The organism is Neorhizobium sp. P12A, assembly GCF_008365395.1.
GTDB lineage: Bacteria > Pseudomonadota > Alphaproteobacteria > Rhizobiales > Rhizobiaceae > Rhizobium.
In genome coordinates this window covers 513,613-534,622 of sequence record NZ_QOVX01000001.1, presented here as the reverse complement: position 1 = coordinate 534,622, position 21,010 = coordinate 513,613, and the positions used below count along the sequence as shown (strand labels likewise).

Genomic DNA, 21,010 nt, shown 5'->3' with positions numbered 1-21,010 from the left:
TCAGCGATCCTTCGGATCGAAAGCGTCGCGCAGGCCGTCGCCGATGAAGAGCAAGCTCATCAAGAGGGCGACAAGGAAGCCGGCGGGGAAGAAGAGCATCCAGGGCGTGGTCTCCATGCCCGCGGCGCCGTCCGCGATCAGCGTGCCGAGCGAGGTGAGCGGCTCCTGAACGCCGAAGCCGAGATAGGAAAGGAAGCTTTCTGTCGCGATGATTTCGGGCACGGTCAGCGCTGCATAGATCACGACCGGCCCTACAAGATTGGGGACGATGTGCTTGAGGATGATCTTGAACGACCGCTGGCCGGAGGCACGCGCCGCCTCGATGAATTCGCGGTGTTTCAGCGACAGCGTCTGGCCGCGCACGATGCGGGCCATAGTCAGCCACTCGAGCGCGCCGATCGCGGCAAAGAGCAGGTAGACGTTGCGGCCGAAGATCACCATCAGCAGGATGACGAAGAGGATGTAGGGCAGGGCGTACATGATATCGACGAAGCGCATCATGATTGCATCGAGACGTCCGCCGAAATAGCCTGACACCGCGCCATAGAGCACGCCGATGAAGACGGAGACGAAGGTGGCGACGATCGCGACCGTCAGCGAGACACGCGTGCCGTAGAGCGTGCGTGCGAGCAGGTCTCGGCCATTGGCGTCGGTTCCGAAATAGTGGCCGGCGGCGAAATCCGGTGGGCTGCGGAACGCATTCCAATCCGGGTCTTCGTAGTTGAAGGGAATGAGGCTCGGTCCGAAGATCGCGAGGATGACGAGGAGCGCAAGGACGACGATGGCAAGCGCTGCCGCCTTGTTGCGGAGCAGGCGGCGGATGGCATCCTTGGTCAGCGACCGGCCTTCCACGGCGAGGCCTTCGGCGGCAAGCAGTTCTGCAGCCAGCAATTCCCGTTTGGCAGGATTGAGGATCATCGCATTCTCACTTTCGGGTCGAGCCACGCATAGGTGATGTCGACCAACAGGTTCAGGAGCACGATCAGGCCCATGTAGAAAATGACCGTGCCGAGCACCATGCCGTAGTCGCGGTTGAGTGCTGCGGCGATGAAATAACGGCCGACACCGGGCAGGCCGAAGATGGTTTCGACGATCAGCGAGCCGGTCAGCAGATAGCTCGCCGCCGGGCCGAGATAAGAGACCACCGGCATCATCGCCGGCTTCAGCGCATGGCGCATGACTGTCAGCCGCGGGCCGATGCCCTTCGCCTTGGCGGTGCGGATAAAGTTCTGGTTCATCACCTCGATCATCGAGCCGCGCATCAGCCGCGAGATGCGGGCCGCATGCGGCAAGGCGAGGACGACGACCGGCAGGATGAGGTATTTGATCGAGCCGTCACCCCAGCCGCCGACTGGCAGCCAGGCAAGCTGGATGCCGAAGACAAGCTGCAGGATCGGCGCGATCAGGAAGCTCGGCAGGACGAGGCCAATCAGAAGCACTCCACCGAGCCAGTAGTCCGGGGCCTTGTTCTGGTAGAGCGCGCCAAGACAGCCGACGAATACGCCGAGCACGAGCGACAACACGAAGGCCGAGCCACCGATCGTCAGCGTATAGGGAAAGCCTCCCATGATCTGCTGCGTGACGGTGAAGTCCTGGTTGGCGAAGGAGGGACCGAGATCGCCCTTCAGCACGTCAGTGACGTAGATGACGTATTGCTGCAGCAGAGGCTTGTCGAGATTGTAGTGCGCGGCCAGATTTTTCAGCACTGCCGGCGGCAACGGCCTTTCGCCGTCGAAGGGACCGCCTGGCGCGAGGCGCAGGATGAAGAAACACACTGTCACGGCAATCCACAGAACGGGGATTGTCGACAGCAGGCGACGGAGAGCGTAACGGATCATGGGCGGGGACAGACCCCTTCGGCATTGCAGCCGAAAGGGGTCCTTTTTCCTGTTTTACTGCTTGATGGACAGCCAGCGGGTGCGGTGGATGTCCTGTACGTTGTCCTCGTAGCCCTCGATCTTCGGAGAGACGATGCTCTGGGAAACGTAGTAGTAGATCGGGATGGCGGCGCTGTCGTCGAGGGCGAGCTGTTCAGCCTGCTTGTAGATGGCTGCGCGCTTGGTGAGGTCGGTTTCGGCGTTGCCCTGATTGATCAGCTTGTCATAGTCAGCGTTGGACCAGCGGCCGTAGTTCATGTCGACGCCGGTCGAAAGCAGGTTCAGGAAGTTGATCGGGTCGTTGTAGTCGGCGAGCCAGCCGGCACGGCCGATTTCCACCTGGCCACGCTGCATTTCGTCGTAATGCACCTTGGTCTCGGTGTTGTAGAGCTCGACGTCGACGCCGAGCGGCTTCCACATGGCAGCGATTGCGACTGCAATCTTCTTGTGGTTGTCGTTGGTGTTGTAGCGCAGCTGCGCATGCAGCGGATGGTCGGGACCGAAGCCTGCGTCGGCAAGCAGCTTCTTGGCGTCAGCGACCTTCTGGCTATAGGGCTCGTCCTTCCAGCTGACATAGGCCGGCTCGCCATAATGCGCGGTGCCCGGCGGGACCCAGGAATACATCGGCAGTTCGCCGGTGCCGAGGATCTTCGGACCGATGACTTCGCGGTTGACGGCCATGGAAAGGGCCTGGCGGACGCGCTTGTCGTTGAAGGGCGGCTTGGTGGCGTTCAGCACGTAGTAATAGGTGCCGAGGAACGGAACCACATGCGCCTGTCCGGGCAGGTTCTTCTTGATCCATTCGTACTGGTCGGCGGGGAAGGAGGTCAGAATATCGAACTCGCCAGCGCGGTAGCGCTTCAGCGCGGCAGACTGGTCTTCCAGGGTGTAGAAGGTGGCGCCGTCGATCTTGACGTCCTTGGCATCCCAGTACTGGTCGTTCTTGACCGTCGTTACGTGCGAGCCCGGAACCCATTCGGTCGGCTTGTAGGGACCGTTGGTGACGATGTTGCCGATCTTGACCCAGTCATCGCCCTTGGCTTCGACCACATGCTTCGGCAGCGGATAGGCCGTGTAGTGCATGAGGGCGTTGAGGAAGTAAGGGGTCGGGTTGTCGAGCGTGATTTCAAGCGTCTTGGGGTCAAGCGCCTTGACGCCGAGCTGGCTGAAATCCTTGATTTCGCCCTTGTTGATCTTCTCGGCGTTGTGGATCGTGAACTGCAGATAGGCGTAGTTGGCGGCGGTCTTCGGGTCCATCAGTCGCTGGAAGGCGAAGACGAAATCGTCCGCCGTGACCGGCTGGCCATCGGACCACTTGATGCCGTCGCGCAGCTTGAAGGTGTAGACCTTGCCGTCGTCGGAAACCTTCCAGCTTTCGGCCTGGCCCGGGATCGGATTGTCCTTCGGATCTTCGGTGACGAGACCTTCGAAGATGTCGCCGTCGATGCGGTTCTCCCAGTCACCGGAAATTTTCTGTGGGTCGAGCGAGGTAGGGTCGCCGCCATTGTGGATATTGATGGTCGCGGCATGCGCGGAGAAGGCGAGCAGCGTGCCGGCAAGCGCCGAAGCAAGGAATTTTTTGTTGATGTATGTCATAGGATCGGACCCTACCTTTCTGGTTTTTGCCTTGTTTCAAGGTCTATCGTTGTTCCCGCAGGTGACCTTAACGTGCAGGTCAACGTCGCAACTTATCCATTAGGGTGTCGCTTTCAACCCCTAAATGCGGGGGTGGCGCAATGATCGCTTTCTACCTATAAGCCGCGCCCCCGTTCCGCTTCACGGTCTTTTGCGGAATAAGGCAAAGCTTGCCTGTCTTTCGAATTGTATTTTACGGCCTGCCCGCTAACTTGTGCGTCGATCAAGCGAGCGAGCGGAGGCGAATTGTCCCATGGAATCAACAGGCAAAGCGGCGGCGAAGGACTGGTGGCGCGGTGCGGTGATCTATCAGGTCTATCCGCGATCCTTCCAGGATACTGACGCCAACGGGCTTGGCGACATCAAGGGGATCACAAGACGGCTGCCGCATATCGCCTCGCTGGGGGTCGATGCGATCTGGCTTGCGCCCTTTTTCACGTCTCCTATGGCCGATATGGGCTACGACGTTTCAGATTATTGTGATGTCGATCCTATCTTCGGGACGCTGGCCGATTTCGACGAGATGCTTGTTGCGGCGCATGAACTCGGTCTCAAAGTGATCATCGACCAGGTGATTTCGCACAGTTCCGATCGTCATCCTTGGTTTGTCGAGAGCCGGTCAAGCCGGACCAATCCGAAGGCGGACTGGTATGTCTGGGCCGATCCGAAGCCGGATGGAACGGCGCCCAACAACTGGCTGTCGATCTTCGGCGGCCCTGGCTGGGAATGGGATGGCGTGCGCCGGCAATATTACCAGCACAACTTCCTGACGTCGCAACCCGATCTCAACTTCCATAATCGCGATGTGCAGGACGCCGTACTTTCCGCCGTCAGATTCTGGCTCGACCGTGGCGTCGACGGTTTCCGGCTCGATACGGTGAACTATTACTTCTGCGACAAGCAGCTTCGAAGCAATCCGCCGCACGAAGCCAATGAAAGCGATGCCGGCCTCGACGCGCCCGATACCAATCCCTACGGCATGCAGAACCATCTCTATGACAAGACGCAGCCGGAAAATCTGGGCTTTCTGAAGCGTCTGCGCGCGCTGCTAGACACCTATGAGAACCGCACGACGGTGGGCGAGGTCGGCGACGGCGCCCGCTCGCTGCAGACGCTGGCCGCCTATACCAGCGATGGCGACAAGCTGCATATGTGCTACACCTTTGACTTGCTCGGCCCTGAATTCACGCCGACGCATTTCCGCAGCTGCATCAGCGCCTTTCAGGAAAACGTGCGCGACGGCTGGGTTTGCTGGGCCTTCTCCAACCACGACGTCAACCGCCATGTGAGCCGCTTTGCCAAGACGGAAGAGGAGCGCCCGCGCATCGCCAAGCTGGCGATCTCGCTGCTGTCGACGTTGCGCGGCTCGATCTGCCTCTATCAGGGCGAAGAGCTGGGCCTACCCGAGGCGGATCTCGCCTTCGAAGACCTGCGCGATCCCTACGGGATCCGCTTCTGGCCGGCCTTCAAGGGCCGCGACGGATGCCGCACGCCGATGCCCTGGGAAGCGGGCAGAGTGCATGCCGGCTTCACCACGGCCGAAAAATCCTGGCTGCCGGTTCCCTATCAGCATGCAGCACTTTCGGTCGACAAGCAGGAGGCGGACAATGATTCCGTGCTCCAGCACTACCGCCACACGCTCGCTTTCAGAAAGGCGTATCCGGCATTGATCGACGGCGACCTGACCTTCGTCAACACCAAGGAAGACGTGCTCGCCTTTACCCGCGAAAGGCATGGCGAAACCATGCTCTTCGTCTTCAACCTCGCCCGCAAGCCGGTGCAGGTGGCGCTGCCGAAGGGAATGAAGGTGAAGGAGGTCCTGCCGATGCCGGGCTTCGTGCCTGGCGCTGCGGTGGAGACGGTAAAGCTCGATGGGCTGGATGCGTTTTGTGGGCGGCTTTGATCAGCGCAGGAGCTTGTCGTAGTCCGCGTAGCTGCCAATCCAGAACCAGAACATATCTTCACCATCAGCCACAGCGAGGGCACGCCAGGATTTTCCAACGCGAGCCGACCAAAATCGGCCCGCGGCTTTGAAGTGCAACGATGGATGCCTTGGATCGCGTTTAAGCAGTTCGAAGTTTCGATCCGCCAGCGCCCTCACGTCGACCGGCAGGCTGTCATAGGCCTTCCAAAATGCCGGCGTGGCGTGATGGTTCATAGTGGCTTGGTTTTGCCCGTGCGAAAATCAGCCAAGGCCTGATCTGCAAAACGGTCGAGTTTGCCGGATGCAGAGTCCGCTTCTATTTGCCGATCCCATCGCTGCGGCTGCAAAGATCGAACCATTCCGCGAAGGCGGCGAAGTCTTTGGCGTTGAGTTCTTCAACTGTTTTTTCGATCTGCTCGAGTCTCGTCATCACATATTCCCGAGGTACAGTGCCTTAGAGGATAACAGGGACCAAATTCTTATGGAGGTAAGCGTTGCCGGTTTTTCCGTTATTCAACCTGTTCAAGCCACTCCACCATCCCCTTCGCCGCCGCTCGTCCGGTCGCCATGCAGGCCGTCAGCAGATATCCGCCGGTCGGTGCTTCCCAGTCCAGCATCTCGCCTGCCACGAAGGCGCCGGGCAGGGTCTTCAGCATGTAGCGCTGGTCGATGCCCCTCCAGCGGATGCCGCCGGCTGACGAGATTGCCTCGTCGATCGGGCGGGGACGGAGGAGGGGGATCGGCAAGGCCTTGATCAGGGTGGCGAGCCGGTCGGGGTTGCTCCTATCGGCCTCGTCGGTCAATTCCCGTAGCAGAGACGCCTTTACGCCATCGATGCCGGCGCCTTTTCGCAGGCGGTTGGTGAAGCTTGCCTTGCTGTCCTGTTTGGCGAGATCATGGGAAAGGCGTTCTGCCGTGCGGCCGGGCGCAAGATCGACGACGAGTGCCGCCTTGCCGTCCTTTTCGAGCCGATCGCGCAGACTGGCGGCATGGGCGTAGACCAGGCTGCCTTCGATGCCGTGCTCGGTGATGACGAATTCGCCAGGCAGCGTGCCGGCACCCGAAGTGGCGGTCACTGATTTCAGCGGTTCGCCGGCAAAGCGCGTCCGGAAAGCCTCGGTCCATTCGATATCGAATCCGCAATTGGCAGGGCGGAAGTCGCTGATCTCGACGCCTTTCTCCTTGAGCCACGGCACCCAGGTGGCATCGGATCCCAGCCGCGGCCAGCTTGCGCCGCCGAGCGCCAATAGGATTGCATCGGCTTGAACGAGTTTTTCGCCCTTGGGCGTCTCGAAGAGGTAACCGCCTTCGGCAAAGCCGCACCAGCGATGGCGGATCTGAATGTGAACGCCCTGCGTTTCCAGCCGCCGCAGCCAGGCGCGCAGCAGCGGCGAGGCCTTCATCGCCTTCGGGAAGACGCGACCTGACGTGCCGACGAAGGTCGCCGTGCCCAGCCCTTCGGCCCAGCTTGTGAGGTCGTCGGGCGTGAAGGCGTCGAGCGCTTCGCGCAAGCGCGCGGATGCGTTGCCGAAGCGCGTCGCAAAGAGGCTGTAGTCTTCAGCATGGGTGATGTTCAGGCCGGATTTGCCCGCGAGCAGGAATTTGCGGGCGACGGTCGGCATCGCCTCATAGACGGTCACGGCATGCCCGGATTGCGACAGCGTTTCCGCCGCCATGAGGCCGGCGGGACCACCGCCGACAATCGCGATGCGCCTCATGGGATTTCGGGCGCCCGTCACCCGAGCAGCCTGAAAGCATCGACATCCACCATGCCCATATCTGATATTTTCAGATGCGGAATGACCGGCAGCGGCAGGAAGGCGAGCTGCAGGAAAGGTTCTTCCAGCGTTGAGCCCAGTGCGAATGCCGCCTGGCGGAGATGATGCAGCGTGTCGCGCACGCTCTCATAGGGCTCCAGGCTCATCAGACCAGCGACGGGGAGCGCGATCTCGCCGGTCACCTTGCCGTCCTCGACCACGACGAAGCCGCCCTTGATCTCGCTGAGGCGATTGGCGGCCTGAGCCATATCATCCTCGCTGACGCCGACGATGCAGATATTGTGGCTGTCATGGCCGACCGTGGAGGCGATTGCTCCCTTTTTCAAGCCGAAGCCCTGGACAAAGCCATTCGCGTGGTTGCCGTTCTTGCCGTGACGCTCGATGACGGCGACCTTGATGATATCGCGGCCAAGATCGACGGTTGTCTGGTTCCCCTGTGCAGGCAAGCGGAAACGGCGATGTTCGGTGATGATCTTGCCGGGCATGACGCCAATGACCGAGGTCTCGCCTTCGGCGACTGGCACGCCGAAATCGGCCGCGTTGATCGTGCGGGCCTTGACGCTGTCGAGGCCGACCGGTTCGACGGGCTTGCGGGTGGAAAACAGCGCGTCGGTCACGCGGCGACCGCCGGAGAATACGATCTCGGCCTTGCAGTTTTCCAGGCTGTCGAGGACCACGAGATCGGCGCGCCAACCGGGCGCGACGAGGCCGCGGTCGCTGAGGCCGAAGGCGCGGGCGGCGGAAATCGAGGCCGCGCGGTAGATCGCCAGCGGCTCGACGCCCGACGCGATCGCGGTGCGGATCATATGGTCGAGGTGGCCGTATTCGGCGATGTCGAGGGGATTGCGGTCGTCTGTGCAGAGCGCGAGGTACGGTGACAGACGCTCGGTGATGATGGGCATCAGGGCGACGAGGTCCTTGGAGACCGAACCTTCGCGCACCAGGATGTGCATGCCCTTGCGGATCTTTTCCAGCGCCTCTTCGGCCGTGGTGCATTCATGTTCCGTGCGGATGCCGGCGGCAAGATAGCCGTTGAGGTCCCTGCCGCGCAGCAGCGGCGCGTGGCCGTCGATATGATCGCCATAGAAGGCGTCGAGCTTGGCGAGGCAGGTCGGATCCTTGTGGATCACGCCGGGAAAGTTCATGAATTCGGCAAGGCCGATGACTTTCTCATGGTCGCGATAGGGCAGCAGCGTCTCGATCGGCAGATCGGCGCCTGACGTCTCCAAGTGAGTTGCCGGAACACAGGAGGACAGCTGGACGCGGATGTCCATGATCGTCTCGCGGGCGCTGTCGAGGAAGAACTCGATGCCCTCGGTGCCAAGCACGTTGGCGATCTCGTGCGGATCGCAGATGGCCGTCGTCACACCATAGGGCAGGACGCAGCGGTCGAATTCATGGGGCGTAACGAGAGAGGATTCGATATGCAGATGCGTGTCGATGAAACCCGGCACCACGATCTTGCCGGAAATGTCGATTTCTTCGCGACCCTCATAATCGGCGCAAGTGCCGACGATCCGGTCGCCGCAAATGGCGATGTCGGAGGCCACCAACTCGCCGGTGACCAGATCGAAGAAGCGGCCACCCTTGAGCACGATATCCGCCGGCATGCGGCCGGTGCCCTGGTCGATCAGGCGTTCAAGATGGGCGGTCATGTCGCTTCTTCCTGTCCATGCGATTCTTGCATTTTATTCGTTAAGCGGTTCCGGCTGTAGAGGGAACGATTCAGGCAGACGAAATCGAGGAAACGGGAATAATCAATGCCCCCGACGCCGCCATTTCAGCTGCTCAAGGTTTGAAGGCCAGTTCTGCGGCAATAACCACGGGGCAGCGGAGTGGGGTCGCCGCAACGCCCATGGCGGTCCGCGCATGACTTGCTATACCTGGGCCGAAAAGATCCCAAAGCAGGCGCGAGCAGCCATTTATAACGTTGGTCGTGCGATCGAAGCCGGGAGCAGTGAGCACGAAACCATCGATGCGCAACCAGGCTGTGATGCGATCCAGATCCCCGATCGCGCGTTTGACGCTTGCAAGAACGGAAAGGGTGGCCAAGCGTGCAGCGTCGGTAGCCTGCTCTGGCGTCACGTCCGCTCCAACCAACCCAAGAGGACCGACGATACTGCCATCCGGTGCCTGTGGACCGTGGCCCGAAACGTAGACCCTGTTGTCGAAGACACGTGCCCAGGCGAAATCGATCACCACATTTGCGGGGACTTTTGCGGGATCCGGCAGATAGAGGCCCATTGATCGGATACGCTCTTCGATCACAGCCATTGGGCTCTCCATTGATTGTAAAGGGTGTGTAGAAAAGGCGAAACCTTGATCGTCTCGCCTTTGCCTTCGTCAGATATTGTTCTGCAGAATTTCCCTAAGCTTGCCGAAGAGTTCATCGATGTGATGCTTTTCGATGATCAGCGGCGGGGAGAGGGCGATGATGTCGCCGGTCGTGCGGATCAGCAGGCCGCTTTCATAGGCCTTCAGGAAGGCGGTGAAGGCGCGCTTGGTCGGTTCGCCGGCGATCGGGTCAAGTTCGATGGCGCCGATTAGACCGGTGTTCCTGATGTCGATGACGTTGGGGCAGTCCTTCAGCGAATGCAGGCCGTCAGCCCAGTAATCGGCGAGTTCGGCAGCGCGGGTGAGCAGGCCTTCTTCCTTATAGGTGTCGAGCGTCGCGAGCGCCGCGGCCGAGGCGATCGGATTGCCCGAATAGGTATAGCCGTGCATGAACTCGATCATGTGCTCGGGGCCGTTCATGAAGGCATCGTGGATTTCGGAGGTTACGAAAACCGCGCCCATCGGGATGACACCGTTGGTCAGGCCCTTGGCTGTCGTGATCATGTCGGGAACGACATCGTAATACTGGGCCGCGAAAGGCGCGCCGAGGCGACCGAAGCCGGTGATGACTTCGTCGAAGATCAAAAGAATGCCGTGCTTGGTGCAGATCTCGCGCAACTTCTGCAGATAGCCCTTCGGCGGGATCAGGACGCCCGTGGAGCCTGCAACCGGCTCGACGATGACGGCGGCGATGGTCGAGGCGTCATGCAGGGTGACGATGCGCTCCAGTTCGGTTGCGATATCGCCGCCGTGCTCGGGCTCGCCCTTCGTGAAGCGGTTCTTGTCGGGCTGGTGGGTATGCGGCATGTGGTCGACGCCCGTGAGAAGGGTGCCGAACATCTTGCGGTTCGAGACGATGCCGCCCACGGAAATGCCGCCGAAGTTGACGCCGTGATAGCCGCGCTCGCGGCCGATCAGGCGGAAGCGCGAGCCGTTGCCCTTCACGCGATGATAGGCGAGCGCGACCTTCAGCGCAGTCTCGACCGATTCGGAGCCGGAATTGGTGTAGAGGACGTGGTTCATGCCTTCAGGCGCGATATCGACCAGACGGTTGGCAAGCTCGAAGGCCTTGGGATGGCCAAGCTGGAAGGCGGGAGCATAGTCGAGTTCGCCAGCCTGTTCGCGGATCGCCTCGGTGATCTTTGGGCGGCAGTGGCCGGCATTCACACACCACAGGCCCGCCGTTCCGTCCAGCACCTTGCGCCCGTCATGGGTGGTGTAGTGCATATCCTTCGCGCTGACGAACAGGCGCGGCTCCTTCTTGAACTGACGGTTTGCCGTAAACGGCATCCAAAAAGCCCGCAGATCATTGGGGGTGGTATTCAAACGGTTGGACATGATGTTCTCCCTGGTCATTCGGTGACCATTCCCGGCCGCGGCTCAACGCGTGATTATTTATCGCCCGGTCAAATTATCAGGAGGCCGGGGGCGGTCAAGACGATGCTACGAATTATGAACCGGCCAGAAGGAACCAGCAGTGCTGACGGGCCGGTCGAGATGGGAGATCCGGCACAAGGCAATAAAGGCCGGCAGTTTTCACTGCCGGCCAAGGTCGTTATGCATGTCGTGATAAAATCGGCTCGGCCACGATTGCCGGGAAGCATTCCCAGCGATCGAAAACGTGCCTACGCTAACGTGATGTCAGCGCTATCATCAGGCGGCCGATTTGCTCTTTTCAGGCTCGCAATAAATGTCCTCGAGAGTCGACAGAACCTTCATTACGGATTCCGACGAACTGGAGTAGTAAATCGTTTGAGCATCCCGGCGGGTCTTTACCAGTTTCTGAGCACGAAGCTTCGAAAGGTGCTGGGAAAGGGCCGATTGGCTAAGGCCGACCTGATTGGCAAGAACACCAACCGGGACTTCACCCTTAACCAGACTGCAAAGAATCATGAGGCGCTTCGGATTCGCCATGGCAGATAATAAGGCTGCCGCCACATTGGAGTGGTCGGCCAAATTGCTAGTTTTCATCTTCTCAAACTTCCTAATGCGGGGGCGTACATCAGAAACGGGGAGGTTCGTTCACCGGGGAATTTACCCGATGCTAAAAAATAGCAACACAGCCTGAAGATTGTATATACCTAAATTTAAGGTATCGAGTATTCTATTTTAGATATGTATGAATTTGGCCCATTATAGAGTTCCAATTGGCTGTCAAACTCATATCGGAGCATGTTTTCGCCCCAAAAAAGGTCCAAACCGGCTGCATCCAGGCCACATATTCGCCCATTTCGATGCGACTTCTGGTTCAACCTTTCCGTGATTCCTCGGACTATCAGCGGATGCTGTTCTAGTAATTCTCGCACTATGATGTCGCCGTCAGCCGCGATCGCCTCGTTCGCCTCGGATCGAATAAGGAGGTCTTCCCCGGGCAGAATATAGGCCTTTCCAAAGCCTCCATTGAGGCTCACTGCGAGAGGCACGAGGCGGAAAAAACAGAAATCCCGGAAGTCGATATAGAGCGCCGACTTGGGGTGGCGAGCCAAAAATCGTCCACGAAGGCGTGCATGAAGCGCGCTGTCATGGTTAACTTTTTCTGCTTGGCATTGCACACTCAATCGCGGGTGCGCCAGCGGGTCTCCCTTGCCGGGTTCGCCGGCGAGAAGCGAGGCGCGCGGATCGGCCAGGAGCGCTTTCGTATGCGCTGAAAGCGCCGATACGAGAATCACGGGTACGCCGTCGATATCGGTCCCCACCAAGGTGCGGCTGACGGAAGGAAAGCCGCTGTCCGGCTCGATGACGGCAAGAGGGGCATGCTGCGTCGAACGCAGAAGGATGCGCGCGAGCCTGCGCGCCTCCTCATCCGTCTCCCGCAATACCGACGGTCTGTCGTTCATCATAGTCTCCAGAGCCTCGCCTGGGCGGCGAGGCGGATGGATCAGGCCTTTTCCCTGCGCCGATGGCTGGTCAGGCCGGCGACGATATCCTGTGCGGAAATCGTCCCGATAATGGCGCCGTTGTCAACCACGCCGATACTGCCCGGCTGGCGGGCGAGGGCGTCGAGAATATCGATCAGCGGCGTGGTGATTTTCGCAGTTGCCGTGACCGTGCTGCCGGCGGCCGCATGACCGAGGCCCGGCTGCATCACGTCCTTTGCGGTCAGCATGCTGATCGGGTTCATGTGCTGGACAAAGTCGGCGACATACTGGTCGGCGGGATTCTTGACGATCTCCTGGGGCGTCCCGCATTGGATGATCCGGCCGCCCTCCATGATGGCGATACGGTTGCCGATGCGAAAGGCTTCGTCGAGATCGTGGCTCACGAAGAGGATGGTCCTCTTCAGGCGGCGCTGGAATTCCAGCAGTTCGTCCTGCAGTCGCGTGCGGATCAACGGGTCAAGCGCCGAGAATGGCTCGTCCATGAGCAGGATCGGCGCTCCGGTCGCAAAGGCGCGGGCAAGACCGACGCGCTGCTGCATGCCGCCCGAGAGCTCGTTGACCTTGCGGTCGGCCCATTGCGTCAGATTGACGAGTTCCAACTGCTCGGAGACGCGCTTCTTGCGCTCCATCTCCCGTACACCGGCGAGCTCGAGCCCGAAGCCGACGTTCTCTGCCACCGTTCGCCACGGCAGCAAGGCAAACTGCTGAAACACCATGGAAACGGTGTGCATGCGCAGGTCCCGTAACGCCTTTGCGTTGCGGCTGTAGGGGTTGACCGGGCCGTTGGCCGATTGAACGGTGACATTGCCGCGGACCACCGGCGCGAGGCCGTTGACAGCGCGCAGTAGCGTGGACTTGCCGGAACCGGAAAGCCCCATCAGGACGAGTATCTCGCCTTCCTCTATTTCCAGCGAGGCATTGGCGACGCCAAGGACAAGCCCCGTCTGTGCGCCGATCTCATCGCGGCTTTTGCCGGCATCCGCAAGGGCCAGAGCGCGGTCTGGCTTGTTGCCGAAGATGATGCAGACATCGTCGAATTTGACCGCCGCCGTCATGCGGTTTCCCCTTCGTCAAAGAACTTGAAGATTCGGTCGAGGATGATGGCAAGAATCACGATGCACATGCCCGAATCGAAACCCATCGGAACGTTCATCTGACCGAGTGCTCGCTGCACCAGCGTCCCAAGGCCCTCGGCGCCGACCATCGAAGCAATGACCACCATCGACAGCGACAGCATGATCGTCTGGGTGACGCCTGCCATGATCTGGGGAAGGGCGTAGGGCAGCTCCACCTTGGTCAGAACCTGCAGCGGCGCTGCGCCAAAGGCTTGTGCCGCCTCGATCAGCGCCGGCGGGGTCGAGATGATGCCGAGGCGTGTCAGCCGGATCGGTGCGGGGATTGCGAAGATCACGGTTGCGACCAGGCCGGAGACGGCGCCAAGGCCGAACAGAATCAGTGCCGGGATGAGGTAGACGAACGTCGGGATCGTCTGCATGAGATCCAGGATCGGACGTATGAAGGCGTAGAACCATGCCCGCCGCGCGGCCAGGATGCCAAGCGGCACGCCGATGACCATCGACACGGCCGTTGCCGCCAGCACCAGCGACAGGGTTTCCATCGCCTCTGTCCAATATTGCTGATTGTAAATCAGAAGCAGCCCGAGTGCCGTGAAGATCACCACGCCGACATGGCGGCGCACGAGCCAGGCGATAAGACAGAATACGGCGATCATGAAGAAGGGGTAGTAGGGCTCAAGGCCCGTGCCCTCCAGGAAGGTGCCGAGCAGGACGTAGAGCAGGCCGTCGATCGATTCGCCGAGAATGGTGGAGATCGCGTCAAAGAGGCCGGCAAGATTGTTCGTCAGCCAGTCGACGACGACCTGCGCCCCCTTGCCGATCTTGATCTTGTAGTTGTCGTCAAGCAGCCATGTTTGGAGCCAGTCCATAGCGTCCCCTCGCTGGAATTTACAGCATAACATCATGCCCAGCGCCGGCCGCACATCCGCATGTGCTGCAATGGCTTCCGGGCATATGTTCCGCCAAAAGGAAGGGCGGCAGGGCCGCCCCTCGTACAGTCGAGCTTAGAGGCCGAGCGCCTTCTTCACGGCGGCTTCTGCATCGCCGCCATCCTGGGTCGTCACGCCTGCGAGCCAGGGCTTGATGGTTTCTGGATGCGCCTTGAGCCACTTCTTGCCGGCGTCCTTGCCCTGCATGCCATCATCCATGATCGATCCCATGATCTCGTTTTCCATGGGAAGGGTGAAGGCAAGGTTCTGCAGGAACTTGCCGACATTCGAGCATTCGCTGGCATAGCCGGCGCGGGTGTTGGTGTAGACGGTCGCGCCGCCGAAGTTCGGGCCGAAGACGTCGTCGCCGCCGGTCAGATAAGTCATCTTGTACTTTGTATTCATCGGATGCGGGGCCCATCCGAGGAAGACGATCGGCTTCTTGGCCTTGTCGAGCTTGGTGACCTGGGACAGCATGCCCTGTTCAGAAGACTCGACGACCTTGAAGTCCTTATCATTGAGGCCGAACTTGTGCGCACTGATCATGTCCAGCACGAGCTTGTTGCCGTCGTTGCCCGGCTCGATGCCATAGATCTTGCCGTCCAGTTCCTTTTCGTGCTTGGCGATATCGGAAAAGTCCTTGATGCCGAGCTTGGCGCCGAACTCGTTGGTTGCCAGCGTGTACTTGGCGCCCTCGAGATTGGCACGGACGGTGTCGATCGTCTTGGCGTCCGAATACTGCTTGATCATGGGCGCCTGCGACGGCATCCAGTTCCCCAGGAACACGTCAAGCTGCTTGTTTGCAAGCGATTGGAAGACGATCGGAACATCGAGATCCTTGATGTCGGTCTTGTAGCCGAGAGCATCGAGGATAGTGGTGGCGGTTCCCGTCGTGGCCTGGATATCGGTCCAGCTCACTTCGGCGAAATGGATGTTGGCACAGCTTGCCGGTTCGGCAGCCGAGGCAGCGGAAGCTCCCAGCGTCAGCGCAGAAACGGCTGAAGCAAGGGCGAATGTCATTAAAGTCGTTTTTATCATTGTGTGACTCCCAGTCTAACGTTCCCAAGCAATCACCAATAACCGACATTTTCAAGCGGCCTGCGCGCATTTGCGGCGGTTTGGAGGTTCCGATTGCGACGCCTTCATTTTTATTGGCTTTTTCGCGTTGAGCGGCGACACCATAGAGCCTGCAAATGCATTTCCTGTGGTTTTCTCGCAAGACCGCTTTTCTTCTGCGGCCGCTGCTTTCATGAAGCGGAAATCAAGGAGAATCCTCATGGCCAAACTGTATTTTCACTACTCGACGATGAACGCCGGGAAATCGACGATGCTGTTGCAGGCCTCCTATAACTATCAGGAGCGCGGCATGCGCACCGTGATCCTGATCGCCGCCTTCGACGAGCGCGCCGGCAGGGGCATCGTGTCGTCGCGCATCGGCCTTGAATCCGAAGCCATTCCTTTCGAGTCGCATGACGATCTCTTCGTGTTGATCGAAAGACTGCATTCGGAGGCACCGCTTGCATGCGTCTTCGTCGACGAAGCGCATTTCATGTCCACCGAGCATGTCTGGCAACTGGCCCACGTCGTCGACCGGCTCGGCCTGCCGGTCATGGTCTATGGCTTGCGCACCGACTTTCGCGGCAAGCTGTTTCCGGCATCGCAGGAGCTGCTGGCGATCGCCGACGAGCTGCGCGAGGTGCGAACGATCTGCCATTGCGGCCGCAAGGCGACGATGGTGGTCAGGCTGGACAGCGAAGGCAATGTCCTTCACCAGGGCGCCCAGATCGAGGTCGGCGGTAACGAGAAGTATGTGTCGCTGTGCCGCCGGCACTGGGAAGAAGCTATGGGAGAAGAGTGAGGGCGCGCGACTCGTGTCATCGCGTCACCATCAAACCGTGGATGGCATGATTTACCGTGGGAAGATGATGCCAGCGATTCGGATGGCGATCCGGGGGAGAATGATGAGATTACACTGTCTGTTGATCGCTTCGGTGCTCCTCCTGTCCGCCAGTGCATCCCTTGCGGATGGCGACGCCAAGGCTGGCGCGCAGGTCTTCAAGAAATGCCAGGCCTGCCACACCGCGACCGAACCCGTGAACAAGGTGGGGCCATCGCTGATGGGCGTGGTTGGCCGTCCGGTCGCGTCGGTTGCGACTTACAGCTATTCCCCAGCCATGAAAGCCTTCAGCGAAGGCGGCAAGGTGTGGGATGAGGCGCTGCTGCGCCAATATCTTCCCAGCCCGCAATTTCTCGTCAAGGGAACGCGGATGACCTTCCCGGGTCTTAGGAGCAGCAAGGATCTCGACGATATAATCGCCTATCTGAAAAATCCTGCTGCCGCGCAATAGGTCCCGATATTGGTTTCGAGAGCCGTTTTCTTTGTGCGTCCGGCAGGTTAGTTTCGAGCGCATCTGCATTCACGGAAAGTCCAAATGGCCAAGGCGTCGTCCTTTGCAAGTGATATCGACAAGGCTCGTATTGTCTTCGAGGATGCCTTCAAGGGCGTTGAGGCTTCGGGCGCGGCCCTGAAGGATCATTCCAGGGGCGATGCGAAGCTCGACGCCATCAATCTGCCGGTCGAAGAGGCGACGGTACGAGAGACAATTGCCCTGCTGGAACGATGGAAAGGGCAGGCGGCAGCGCTCGTCAAAGCCCTGGACATCGCGACCGCGACCGAGCAGCTTCAATTCGAGCGGCTGTTCGATGAGAATGCAGGCCGGGAGAAATCCGGGTTTCTTGCCCGCAGGATACATCGCGGTCGCGCAAATCCTCAATCGATCTCGTCGGATATCCGCCACCTGCTGTCGGTATCGACGTATCTGGATGCCCTGCTGAATTCCGCCCGTCCTGCCATCCTCGAACACAATCGCAGCTCCGAAGATCATCTGCTGAGGATCATCGACCGACGTCAGCGGATCGATTTCGAAATCGAGGAATCGCAACGGCGGATCGATGTACTGATACCGAAGATCGCAGACCGAAAGAGCCGGATAGGATCCGCGCGCAATGCGACGACCCTCGCGAATTTCGAGGAAGATCTCCGTACACTTGTAGCGGAAGACGAAATGCATCGGGAGAGGGAACGCAGCCGTCTGCCGGAGCGCGAGACGCTTCAGCGCCTGATTGCGATCTACGAGGAATTCGTCGAAGCGTTGAACGCGCAGGTGGCTGCACTCAATGTGACGGTCAGCAAGCTCAGGCTCGATATCGAACAGCGCATCGCCCTGTTGAAGGCAGTGGAAGCCCAGGAGGCCGAAGGTATCCGGCACGAGGCTGTGCCTGATGTAGAGGTGCTGATCGCCGCTTTTGAAGCCAATGTGCTTGCCGGGTACAACCTTGCGGAACGCAAGGCGAAGGTCGATGCGGCTTTCGCGAGACGGTTGGAGCCGGAGCCGAAGCAGGCTGATTTGCCCTCTGAAGAGAGAGAGCCGGAAGAAGCGACACCGCCCGAGGCTTGACGTTGCCCGCCAAAAAATCTGGGGGACGCCGGTTGCCCTGTCGGCGGCAAACACATATCTCACCCATGCCAGCTGTAGCGAGCCTACAGTCCGACCCGCGAGGAGATTTGCATGCTTGATCCGATCGTTGCGTTCCTCGGACGGATTTTCCGCTCCATCGGACGCGGATTTGGAATTCTCACCGCTTGGGCTGTCTGGCCTTTTCTCGCAGCACACGGGTGGTATCGCCAGCGCAACTGGATCATCCAGGTCCCGATAGCCGCATTCGTTGCCCTCATGGTTGTGCTCTACGTCTATTTCATATGGCAGACGCAGGCGTGGACCGGCTTCGACACGCATTACATCGACAGCTACAAGCTCAGCGACCGCAAGTTGGGCGCAGGGCAGGCAGTGCAGGCTGCCGACAACAATGCGAACGGCGCCGCGCCAAAGACCTGCCAGACTTCGGCGGTCGTTGATGTAACGGCCGACCTCATCGACTTCAACGTCAACAAGAATGCCTGGATATCGTCGATGCTGCTCTACAAGCTGGGCTTCTTCGGCATCGATTGGGACGACACCCCGTTTCTCGACAACAAGGCCTCGTTCCAGCGTGGCGTCAACCAGGCTATCCGGCGCACGTCAGTGGAACTGGTCGACTCGCTCGGTCGCGTTCGCGGCACGTCGGGTATCAATGCTGATCTGCAAAGGGCTCGCGGCAATCTGCAGTTCGATGAAGGCAGCTGGTATTTCGGCGTTGCGCCATTCGGTCCGAAGACGCCGACGCCAAGCTATTATCGAGCCGCGATGAACAGTTTGCGCAAGTTCAACACGGACCTCGGCAATTGCAATGCCACTTTCGACAGTCGTGCGGACAATCTGATCGAATTCATCGATCGTATCACCAGCGACCTCGGCAACACTTCCGATATCCTGGCTGAGCGTTCGGAGAACCACAATTACGGCTGGTTCGACATGCGCGCCGACGATCGCTTCTGGTTCGCCTATGGACAGCTCTACGGCTATTACGGGATATTGAGCGCCGCGGGCGCGGATTTCTCGCAGGTCATTGCCGAGCGAAACGTGGGTGCGCTCTGGGGCGATACGATGAAGCAGTTTCAGGCTGCCCTGAAGATCCAGCCGTTCATGATCTCCAATGGGCGGGAGGATGGCTGGATCATGCCGAGCCATCTGGCAACGATGGGCTTCTATATTCTCAGAGTGCGCTCGAACCTCGTGGAGACGAGGGCAGTTCTCGGAACGCGGTGATGTTTCGACGGGGCTGCCTTATCAGGGTAGCCCGTCCTTCTCCGTGAAGCCGATGATGTTAAGCTGCTCGGCGAATTCATAGGTGATGCCGATGAGGTCGCCGCTTGTCCCCGGAATGTTGCGGAATTCAGCGACGGTGCGGACCATCTTATATCCGCCCATGCCGTTCTTGACGCGATAGGCGTGATGAAAACCCGTCTTGTGCAGGCTCGCCAGCTCGTAGGTTTCCATCATGTTCTGCTTGTCCTCTTCGTGGACACGCCCCATCGTCTCGACCAGGTTCATGGGACCAGTCGAAAACGGCAAGTCGAAAATGCGATACACGTCTTCGGAAGCGAAGAAATGTCCCGCATCCAGGTCGAGGCGCCAGAAACCGAAGTTTCTGTACGCGGATACCATCTGAACGATTTCCGCATCGCTGATCCCTACATGGGACCGATCCTGAATGGTGGGCTTCGGCTCGAATCGAACAGGCACAAGACTTCCCACTGCGATTATTTCGCTGAAGCTGCGTTGCGAATTGTCAGCTTATGAGCTTCAGCCTGATGGCTTTAGCTACCAACTGCGTGCGATTCACGCAATCCAGTTTTTTAATGGCATTGGTCATGTACGCGTTAATCGTGTGGTCCGAGAGGGAGAGGATCTGGCCGATTTCGATCGATGTCTTGCCCTGCGCGGTCCAACGAACCACCTCCAACTCGCGGGCCGAAAGCGAATGTGGCGGAGAGACATTGCCGCGCTTGATGGAATTGTAGCTGTCCGATGCTTGCAACATGATCATTGCAAGCTCGTTCATCTCGCTCTGGCTGAGGCTGGTGCGGTTTCCCGAGAACCAGAAGATCAACCGTTGGCCGTCGGTGGAGTTCACTGGAACGGTTATGCCCATCGATTGTTTGTAATTGACCAGCAAAAGCTGGAAATCGCGGGAAAACTCCATCTCCGGAATCGGCGCCTTTTCCCCCATATGCCAGGATTGCGGCAAAACCGAATGGCGTGCACGAGTGATCATCGTGCAGCTTCGAAGCATTTGTCCCTGGTCAAGATCGCGCACGAAGGATCGCGGCATCGAGGCTTCGATGATCAGCGGCCCGAGCATAGCATCTTCGGGCGCCGGCGCGTTCATCAGCAGGAAATAATTGAAGCCGAAAGCAACCGTCGTCCGCTCCAGAGCCTGGAGAAGCGCGCTTTGCGTCCGGGCTGTCGCCAACTCGGCGGAAAGCAATATTTGTCTCTCGGCGGTAATCATATAGGACATTAGTGGGTAAGTGCCTATCGAGTGTTACCGCTATCAAATAGCGGAATTAAAGGGGAATGCTAGCCTTAAAATTAGCGGCTGGAGCACACGTTATGATATCTTCATATGATCAATGGGTTGCCCGTACCTTGCATTTCTAAACAGGAAGAAGCGAGGTCCCTTTTACTTCCTCCATGACGGCATAGGTATGCGTTTCCCGTACTCCCGGCAGGGGCAATATGACCTCGGAGAGGAATTGCCGGTAAGCCTCCATTCCGGCGACACGCGCCTTGACGAGATAGTCGAAGCCGCCGGCGACCATGTGGCACTCGATGACATCATCGCTGCGCTTCACCGCGGCTGAAAAGGAATCGAAGACATCAGGCGTCGTCCGGTCGAGCTTGACCTGTACGAAGACGAGGAGAGATCGACCGAGCTTTTCAGGCGAGAGGATCGCCATGTAGCCGATAATGTAGCCGTCGCGTGTCAGCCGCTTCACTCTTTCGGCTGTTGCCGTCGGCGACAGGTGAACGCGGTCAGCGAGCTCAGTGTTCGAGAGGCGTCCTTCCTTTTGCAACGCGCGCAGGATCTTTCTGTCGAGACGGTCAAGTTCTTTCAATTTTCACTGCCTTGTCGGT

The 21,010-nt window shown here is 59.3% G+C and carries 21 protein-coding genes; 5 read left to right on the top strand and 16 right to left on the bottom strand.

The window, feature by feature from the left end; translation table 11 throughout:
* The 3 genes from DTW90_RS02510 to DTW90_RS02500 are packed head-to-tail and all read right to left on the bottom strand — an operon-like array spanning position 1 to position 3,473.
* Positions 1 to 918 (bottom strand): ABC transporter permease subunit, encoded by a 918-nt coding sequence (locus DTW90_RS02510; RefSeq protein ID WP_149336248.1) that lies wholly within the window; start codon positions 916 to 918, stop codon positions 1 to 3.
* Positions 915 to 1,838, bottom strand: coding sequence for an ABC transporter permease subunit (locus tag DTW90_RS02505; protein ID WP_149336247.1), 924 nt, complete (start codon positions 1,836 to 1,838; stop codon positions 915 to 917). Before DTW90_RS02505 ends, DTW90_RS02510 begins: the two co-directional genes overlap by 4 nt.
* Before the next feature lie 54 nt (positions 1,839 to 1,892).
* Complete coding sequence (locus DTW90_RS02500) at positions 1,893 to 3,473, bottom strand: peptide ABC transporter substrate-binding protein (protein ID WP_149336246.1); 1,581 nt, start codon at positions 3,471 to 3,473, stop codon at positions 1,893 to 1,895.
* Positions 3,474 to 3,765: 292 nt separating this feature from the next.
* Here DTW90_RS02500 and DTW90_RS02495 point away from each other — a divergent pair, with 292 nt between their 5' ends.
* Positions 3,766 to 5,415 (top strand): alpha-glucosidase family protein, encoded by a 1,650-nt coding sequence (locus DTW90_RS02495; RefSeq protein ID WP_149336245.1) that lies wholly within the window; start codon positions 3,766 to 3,768, stop codon positions 5,413 to 5,415.
* Here the strand turns inward: DTW90_RS02495 and DTW90_RS02490 are convergent, their stop codons facing one another.
* From DTW90_RS02490 to choX, 10 genes are all read right to left on the bottom strand, one after another.
* Entirely contained in the window at positions 5,416 to 5,670 is a 255-nt protein-coding gene (locus DTW90_RS02490; RefSeq protein WP_149336244.1) for a hypothetical protein, read from the bottom strand. It abuts the gene before it with no gap.
* Positions 5,671 to 5,945: 275 nt separating this feature from the next.
* On the bottom strand, positions 5,946 to 7,154 hold the full coding sequence (locus tag DTW90_RS02480) for a TIGR03862 family flavoprotein (protein WP_149336243.1): 1,209 nt from the start codon (positions 7,152 to 7,154) through the stop codon (positions 5,946 to 5,948).
* Positions 7,155 to 7,171: 17 nt separating this feature from the next.
* Positions 7,172 to 8,869 (bottom strand): adenine deaminase, encoded by a 1,698-nt coding sequence (ade, locus tag DTW90_RS02475; RefSeq protein ID WP_149336242.1) that lies wholly within the window; start codon positions 8,867 to 8,869, stop codon positions 7,172 to 7,174.
* A 133-nt stretch (positions 8,870 to 9,002) separates the two neighbouring features.
* Positions 9,003 to 9,488, bottom strand: a complete 486-nt coding sequence (locus tag DTW90_RS02470) for a RidA family protein (protein WP_149336241.1) — start codon at positions 9,486 to 9,488, stop codon at positions 9,003 to 9,005.
* A 69-nt stretch (positions 9,489 to 9,557) separates the two neighbouring features.
* Entirely contained in the window at positions 9,558 to 10,886 is a 1,329-nt protein-coding gene (locus DTW90_RS02465) for an aspartate aminotransferase family protein (RefSeq protein WP_149336240.1), read from the bottom strand.
* A gap of 315 nt (positions 10,887 to 11,201) precedes the next feature.
* Positions 11,202 to 11,519, bottom strand: a complete 318-nt coding sequence (locus DTW90_RS02460) for a metalloregulator ArsR/SmtB family transcription factor (protein ID WP_132519142.1) — start codon at positions 11,517 to 11,519, stop codon at positions 11,202 to 11,204.
* 116 nt (positions 11,520 to 11,635) lie between these two features.
* A complete protein-coding gene (locus DTW90_RS02455) occupies positions 11,636 to 12,385 on the bottom strand; it encodes a pyridoxamine 5'-phosphate oxidase family protein (RefSeq protein ID WP_149336239.1) in 750 nt (249 codons plus the stop codon).
* A gap of 41 nt (positions 12,386 to 12,426) precedes the next feature.
* Positions 12,427 to 13,482 (bottom strand): choline ABC transporter ATP-binding protein, encoded by a 1,056-nt coding sequence (gene choV, locus DTW90_RS02450; RefSeq protein WP_132519148.1) that lies wholly within the window; start codon positions 13,480 to 13,482, stop codon positions 12,427 to 12,429.
* On the bottom strand, positions 13,479 to 14,372 hold the full coding sequence (gene choW / locus DTW90_RS02445) for a choline ABC transporter permease subunit (protein WP_149336238.1): 894 nt from the start codon (positions 14,370 to 14,372) through the stop codon (positions 13,479 to 13,481). Before choW ends, choV begins: the two co-directional genes overlap by 4 nt.
* Before the next feature lie 135 nt (positions 14,373 to 14,507).
* Positions 14,508 to 15,470, bottom strand: a complete 963-nt coding sequence (choX, locus tag DTW90_RS02440; RefSeq protein WP_149336237.1) for a choline ABC transporter substrate-binding protein — start codon at positions 15,468 to 15,470, stop codon at positions 14,508 to 14,510.
* A gap of 238 nt (positions 15,471 to 15,708) precedes the next feature.
* On the opposite strand from choX, the gene DTW90_RS02435 reads away from it, so the two are divergent.
* The 4 genes from DTW90_RS02435 (at position 15,709) to DTW90_RS02420 (ending at position 19,138) form a co-directional block, all read left to right on the top strand.
* Positions 15,709 to 16,290, top strand: coding sequence for a thymidine kinase (locus tag DTW90_RS02435; RefSeq protein WP_132519157.1), 582 nt, complete (start codon positions 15,709 to 15,711; stop codon positions 16,288 to 16,290).
* Positions 16,291 to 16,393: 103 nt separating this feature from the next.
* Positions 16,394 to 16,780 (top strand): cytochrome c family protein, encoded by a 387-nt coding sequence (locus DTW90_RS02430; RefSeq protein WP_188079863.1) that lies wholly within the window; start codon positions 16,394 to 16,396, stop codon positions 16,778 to 16,780.
* 84 nt (positions 16,781 to 16,864) lie between these two features.
* On the top strand, positions 16,865 to 17,890 hold the full coding sequence (locus tag DTW90_RS02425) for a hypothetical protein (protein WP_149336235.1): 1,026 nt from the start codon (positions 16,865 to 16,867) through the stop codon (positions 17,888 to 17,890).
* 111 nt (positions 17,891 to 18,001) lie between these two features.
* Positions 18,002 to 19,138 (top strand): DUF2333 family protein, encoded by a 1,137-nt coding sequence (locus DTW90_RS02420; RefSeq protein ID WP_132519166.1) that lies wholly within the window; start codon positions 18,002 to 18,004, stop codon positions 19,136 to 19,138.
* Between the two features lie 21 nt (positions 19,139 to 19,159).
* Here the strand turns inward: DTW90_RS02420 and DTW90_RS02415 are convergent, their stop codons facing one another.
* The 3 genes from DTW90_RS02415 to DTW90_RS02405 form a co-directional block, all read right to left on the bottom strand.
* Positions 19,160 to 19,615, bottom strand: coding sequence for a diguanylate cyclase (locus DTW90_RS02415; protein ID WP_132519169.1), 456 nt, complete (start codon positions 19,613 to 19,615; stop codon positions 19,160 to 19,162).
* A 46-nt stretch (positions 19,616 to 19,661) separates the two neighbouring features.
* The gene (locus DTW90_RS02410; protein ID WP_132519172.1) at positions 19,662 to 20,393 is read right to left on the bottom strand and encodes a LuxR family transcriptional regulator; all 732 of its coding nucleotides are present in this window, start codon (positions 20,391 to 20,393) and stop codon (positions 19,662 to 19,664) included.
* Positions 20,394 to 20,529: 136 nt separating this feature from the next.
* On the bottom strand, positions 20,530 to 20,991 hold the full coding sequence (locus DTW90_RS02405) for an Lrp/AsnC ligand binding domain-containing protein (protein WP_132519175.1): 462 nt from the start codon (positions 20,989 to 20,991) through the stop codon (positions 20,530 to 20,532).
* Positions 20,992 to 21,010: the final 19 nt, after the last annotated feature.

Bases quoted from the DNA above. Each gene is read 5' to 3' on its own strand.
- DTW90_RS02510 (WP_149336248.1), bottom strand. From the start codon at position 918: ATGATCCTCAATCCTGCCAAACGGGAATTGCTGGCTGCAGAACTGCTT.
- DTW90_RS02505 (WP_149336247.1), bottom strand. From the start codon at position 1,838: ATGATCCGTTACGCTCTCCGTCGCCTGCTGTCGACAATCCCCGTTCTG.
- DTW90_RS02500 (WP_149336246.1), bottom strand. From the start codon at position 3,473: ATGACATACATCAACAAAAAATTCCTTGCTTCGGCGCTTGCCGGCACG.
- DTW90_RS02495 (WP_149336245.1), top strand. From the start codon at position 3,766: ATGGAATCAACAGGCAAAGCGGCGGCGAAGGACTGGTGGCGCGGTGCG.
- DTW90_RS02490 (WP_149336244.1), bottom strand. From the start codon at position 5,670: ATGAACCATCACGCCACGCCGGCATTTTGGAAGGCCTATGACAGCCTG.
- DTW90_RS02480 (WP_149336243.1), bottom strand. From the start codon at position 7,154: ATGAGGCGCATCGCGATTGTCGGCGGTGGTCCCGCCGGCCTCATGGCG.
- ade (WP_149336242.1), bottom strand. From the start codon at position 8,869: ATGACCGCCCATCTTGAACGCCTGATCGACCAGGGCACCGGCCGCATG.
- DTW90_RS02470 (WP_149336241.1), bottom strand. From the start codon at position 9,488: ATGGCTGTGATCGAAGAGCGTATCCGATCAATGGGCCTCTATCTGCCG.
- DTW90_RS02465 (WP_149336240.1), bottom strand. From the start codon at position 10,886: ATGTCCAACCGTTTGAATACCACCCCCAATGATCTGCGGGCTTTTTGG.
- DTW90_RS02460 (WP_132519142.1), bottom strand. From the start codon at position 11,519: ATGAAAACTAGCAATTTGGCCGACCACTCCAATGTGGCGGCAGCCTTA.
- DTW90_RS02455 (WP_149336239.1), bottom strand. From the start codon at position 12,385: ATGAACGACAGACCGTCGGTATTGCGGGAGACGGATGAGGAGGCGCGC.
- choV (WP_132519148.1), bottom strand. From the start codon at position 13,482: ATGACGGCGGCGGTCAAATTCGACGATGTCTGCATCATCTTCGGCAAC.
- choW (WP_149336238.1), bottom strand. From the start codon at position 14,372: ATGGACTGGCTCCAAACATGGCTGCTTGACGACAACTACAAGATCAAG.
- choX (WP_149336237.1), bottom strand. From the start codon at position 15,470: ATGATAAAAACGACTTTAATGACATTCGCCCTTGCTTCAGCCGTTTCT.
- DTW90_RS02435 (WP_132519157.1), top strand. From the start codon at position 15,709: ATGGCCAAACTGTATTTTCACTACTCGACGATGAACGCCGGGAAATCG.
- DTW90_RS02430 (WP_188079863.1), top strand. From the start codon at position 16,394: ATGAGATTACACTGTCTGTTGATCGCTTCGGTGCTCCTCCTGTCCGCC.
- DTW90_RS02425 (WP_149336235.1), top strand. From the start codon at position 16,865: ATGGCCAAGGCGTCGTCCTTTGCAAGTGATATCGACAAGGCTCGTATT.
- DTW90_RS02420 (WP_132519166.1), top strand. From the start codon at position 18,002: ATGCTTGATCCGATCGTTGCGTTCCTCGGACGGATTTTCCGCTCCATC.
- DTW90_RS02410 (WP_132519172.1), bottom strand. From the start codon at position 20,393: ATGTCCTATATGATTACCGCCGAGAGACAAATATTGCTTTCCGCCGAG.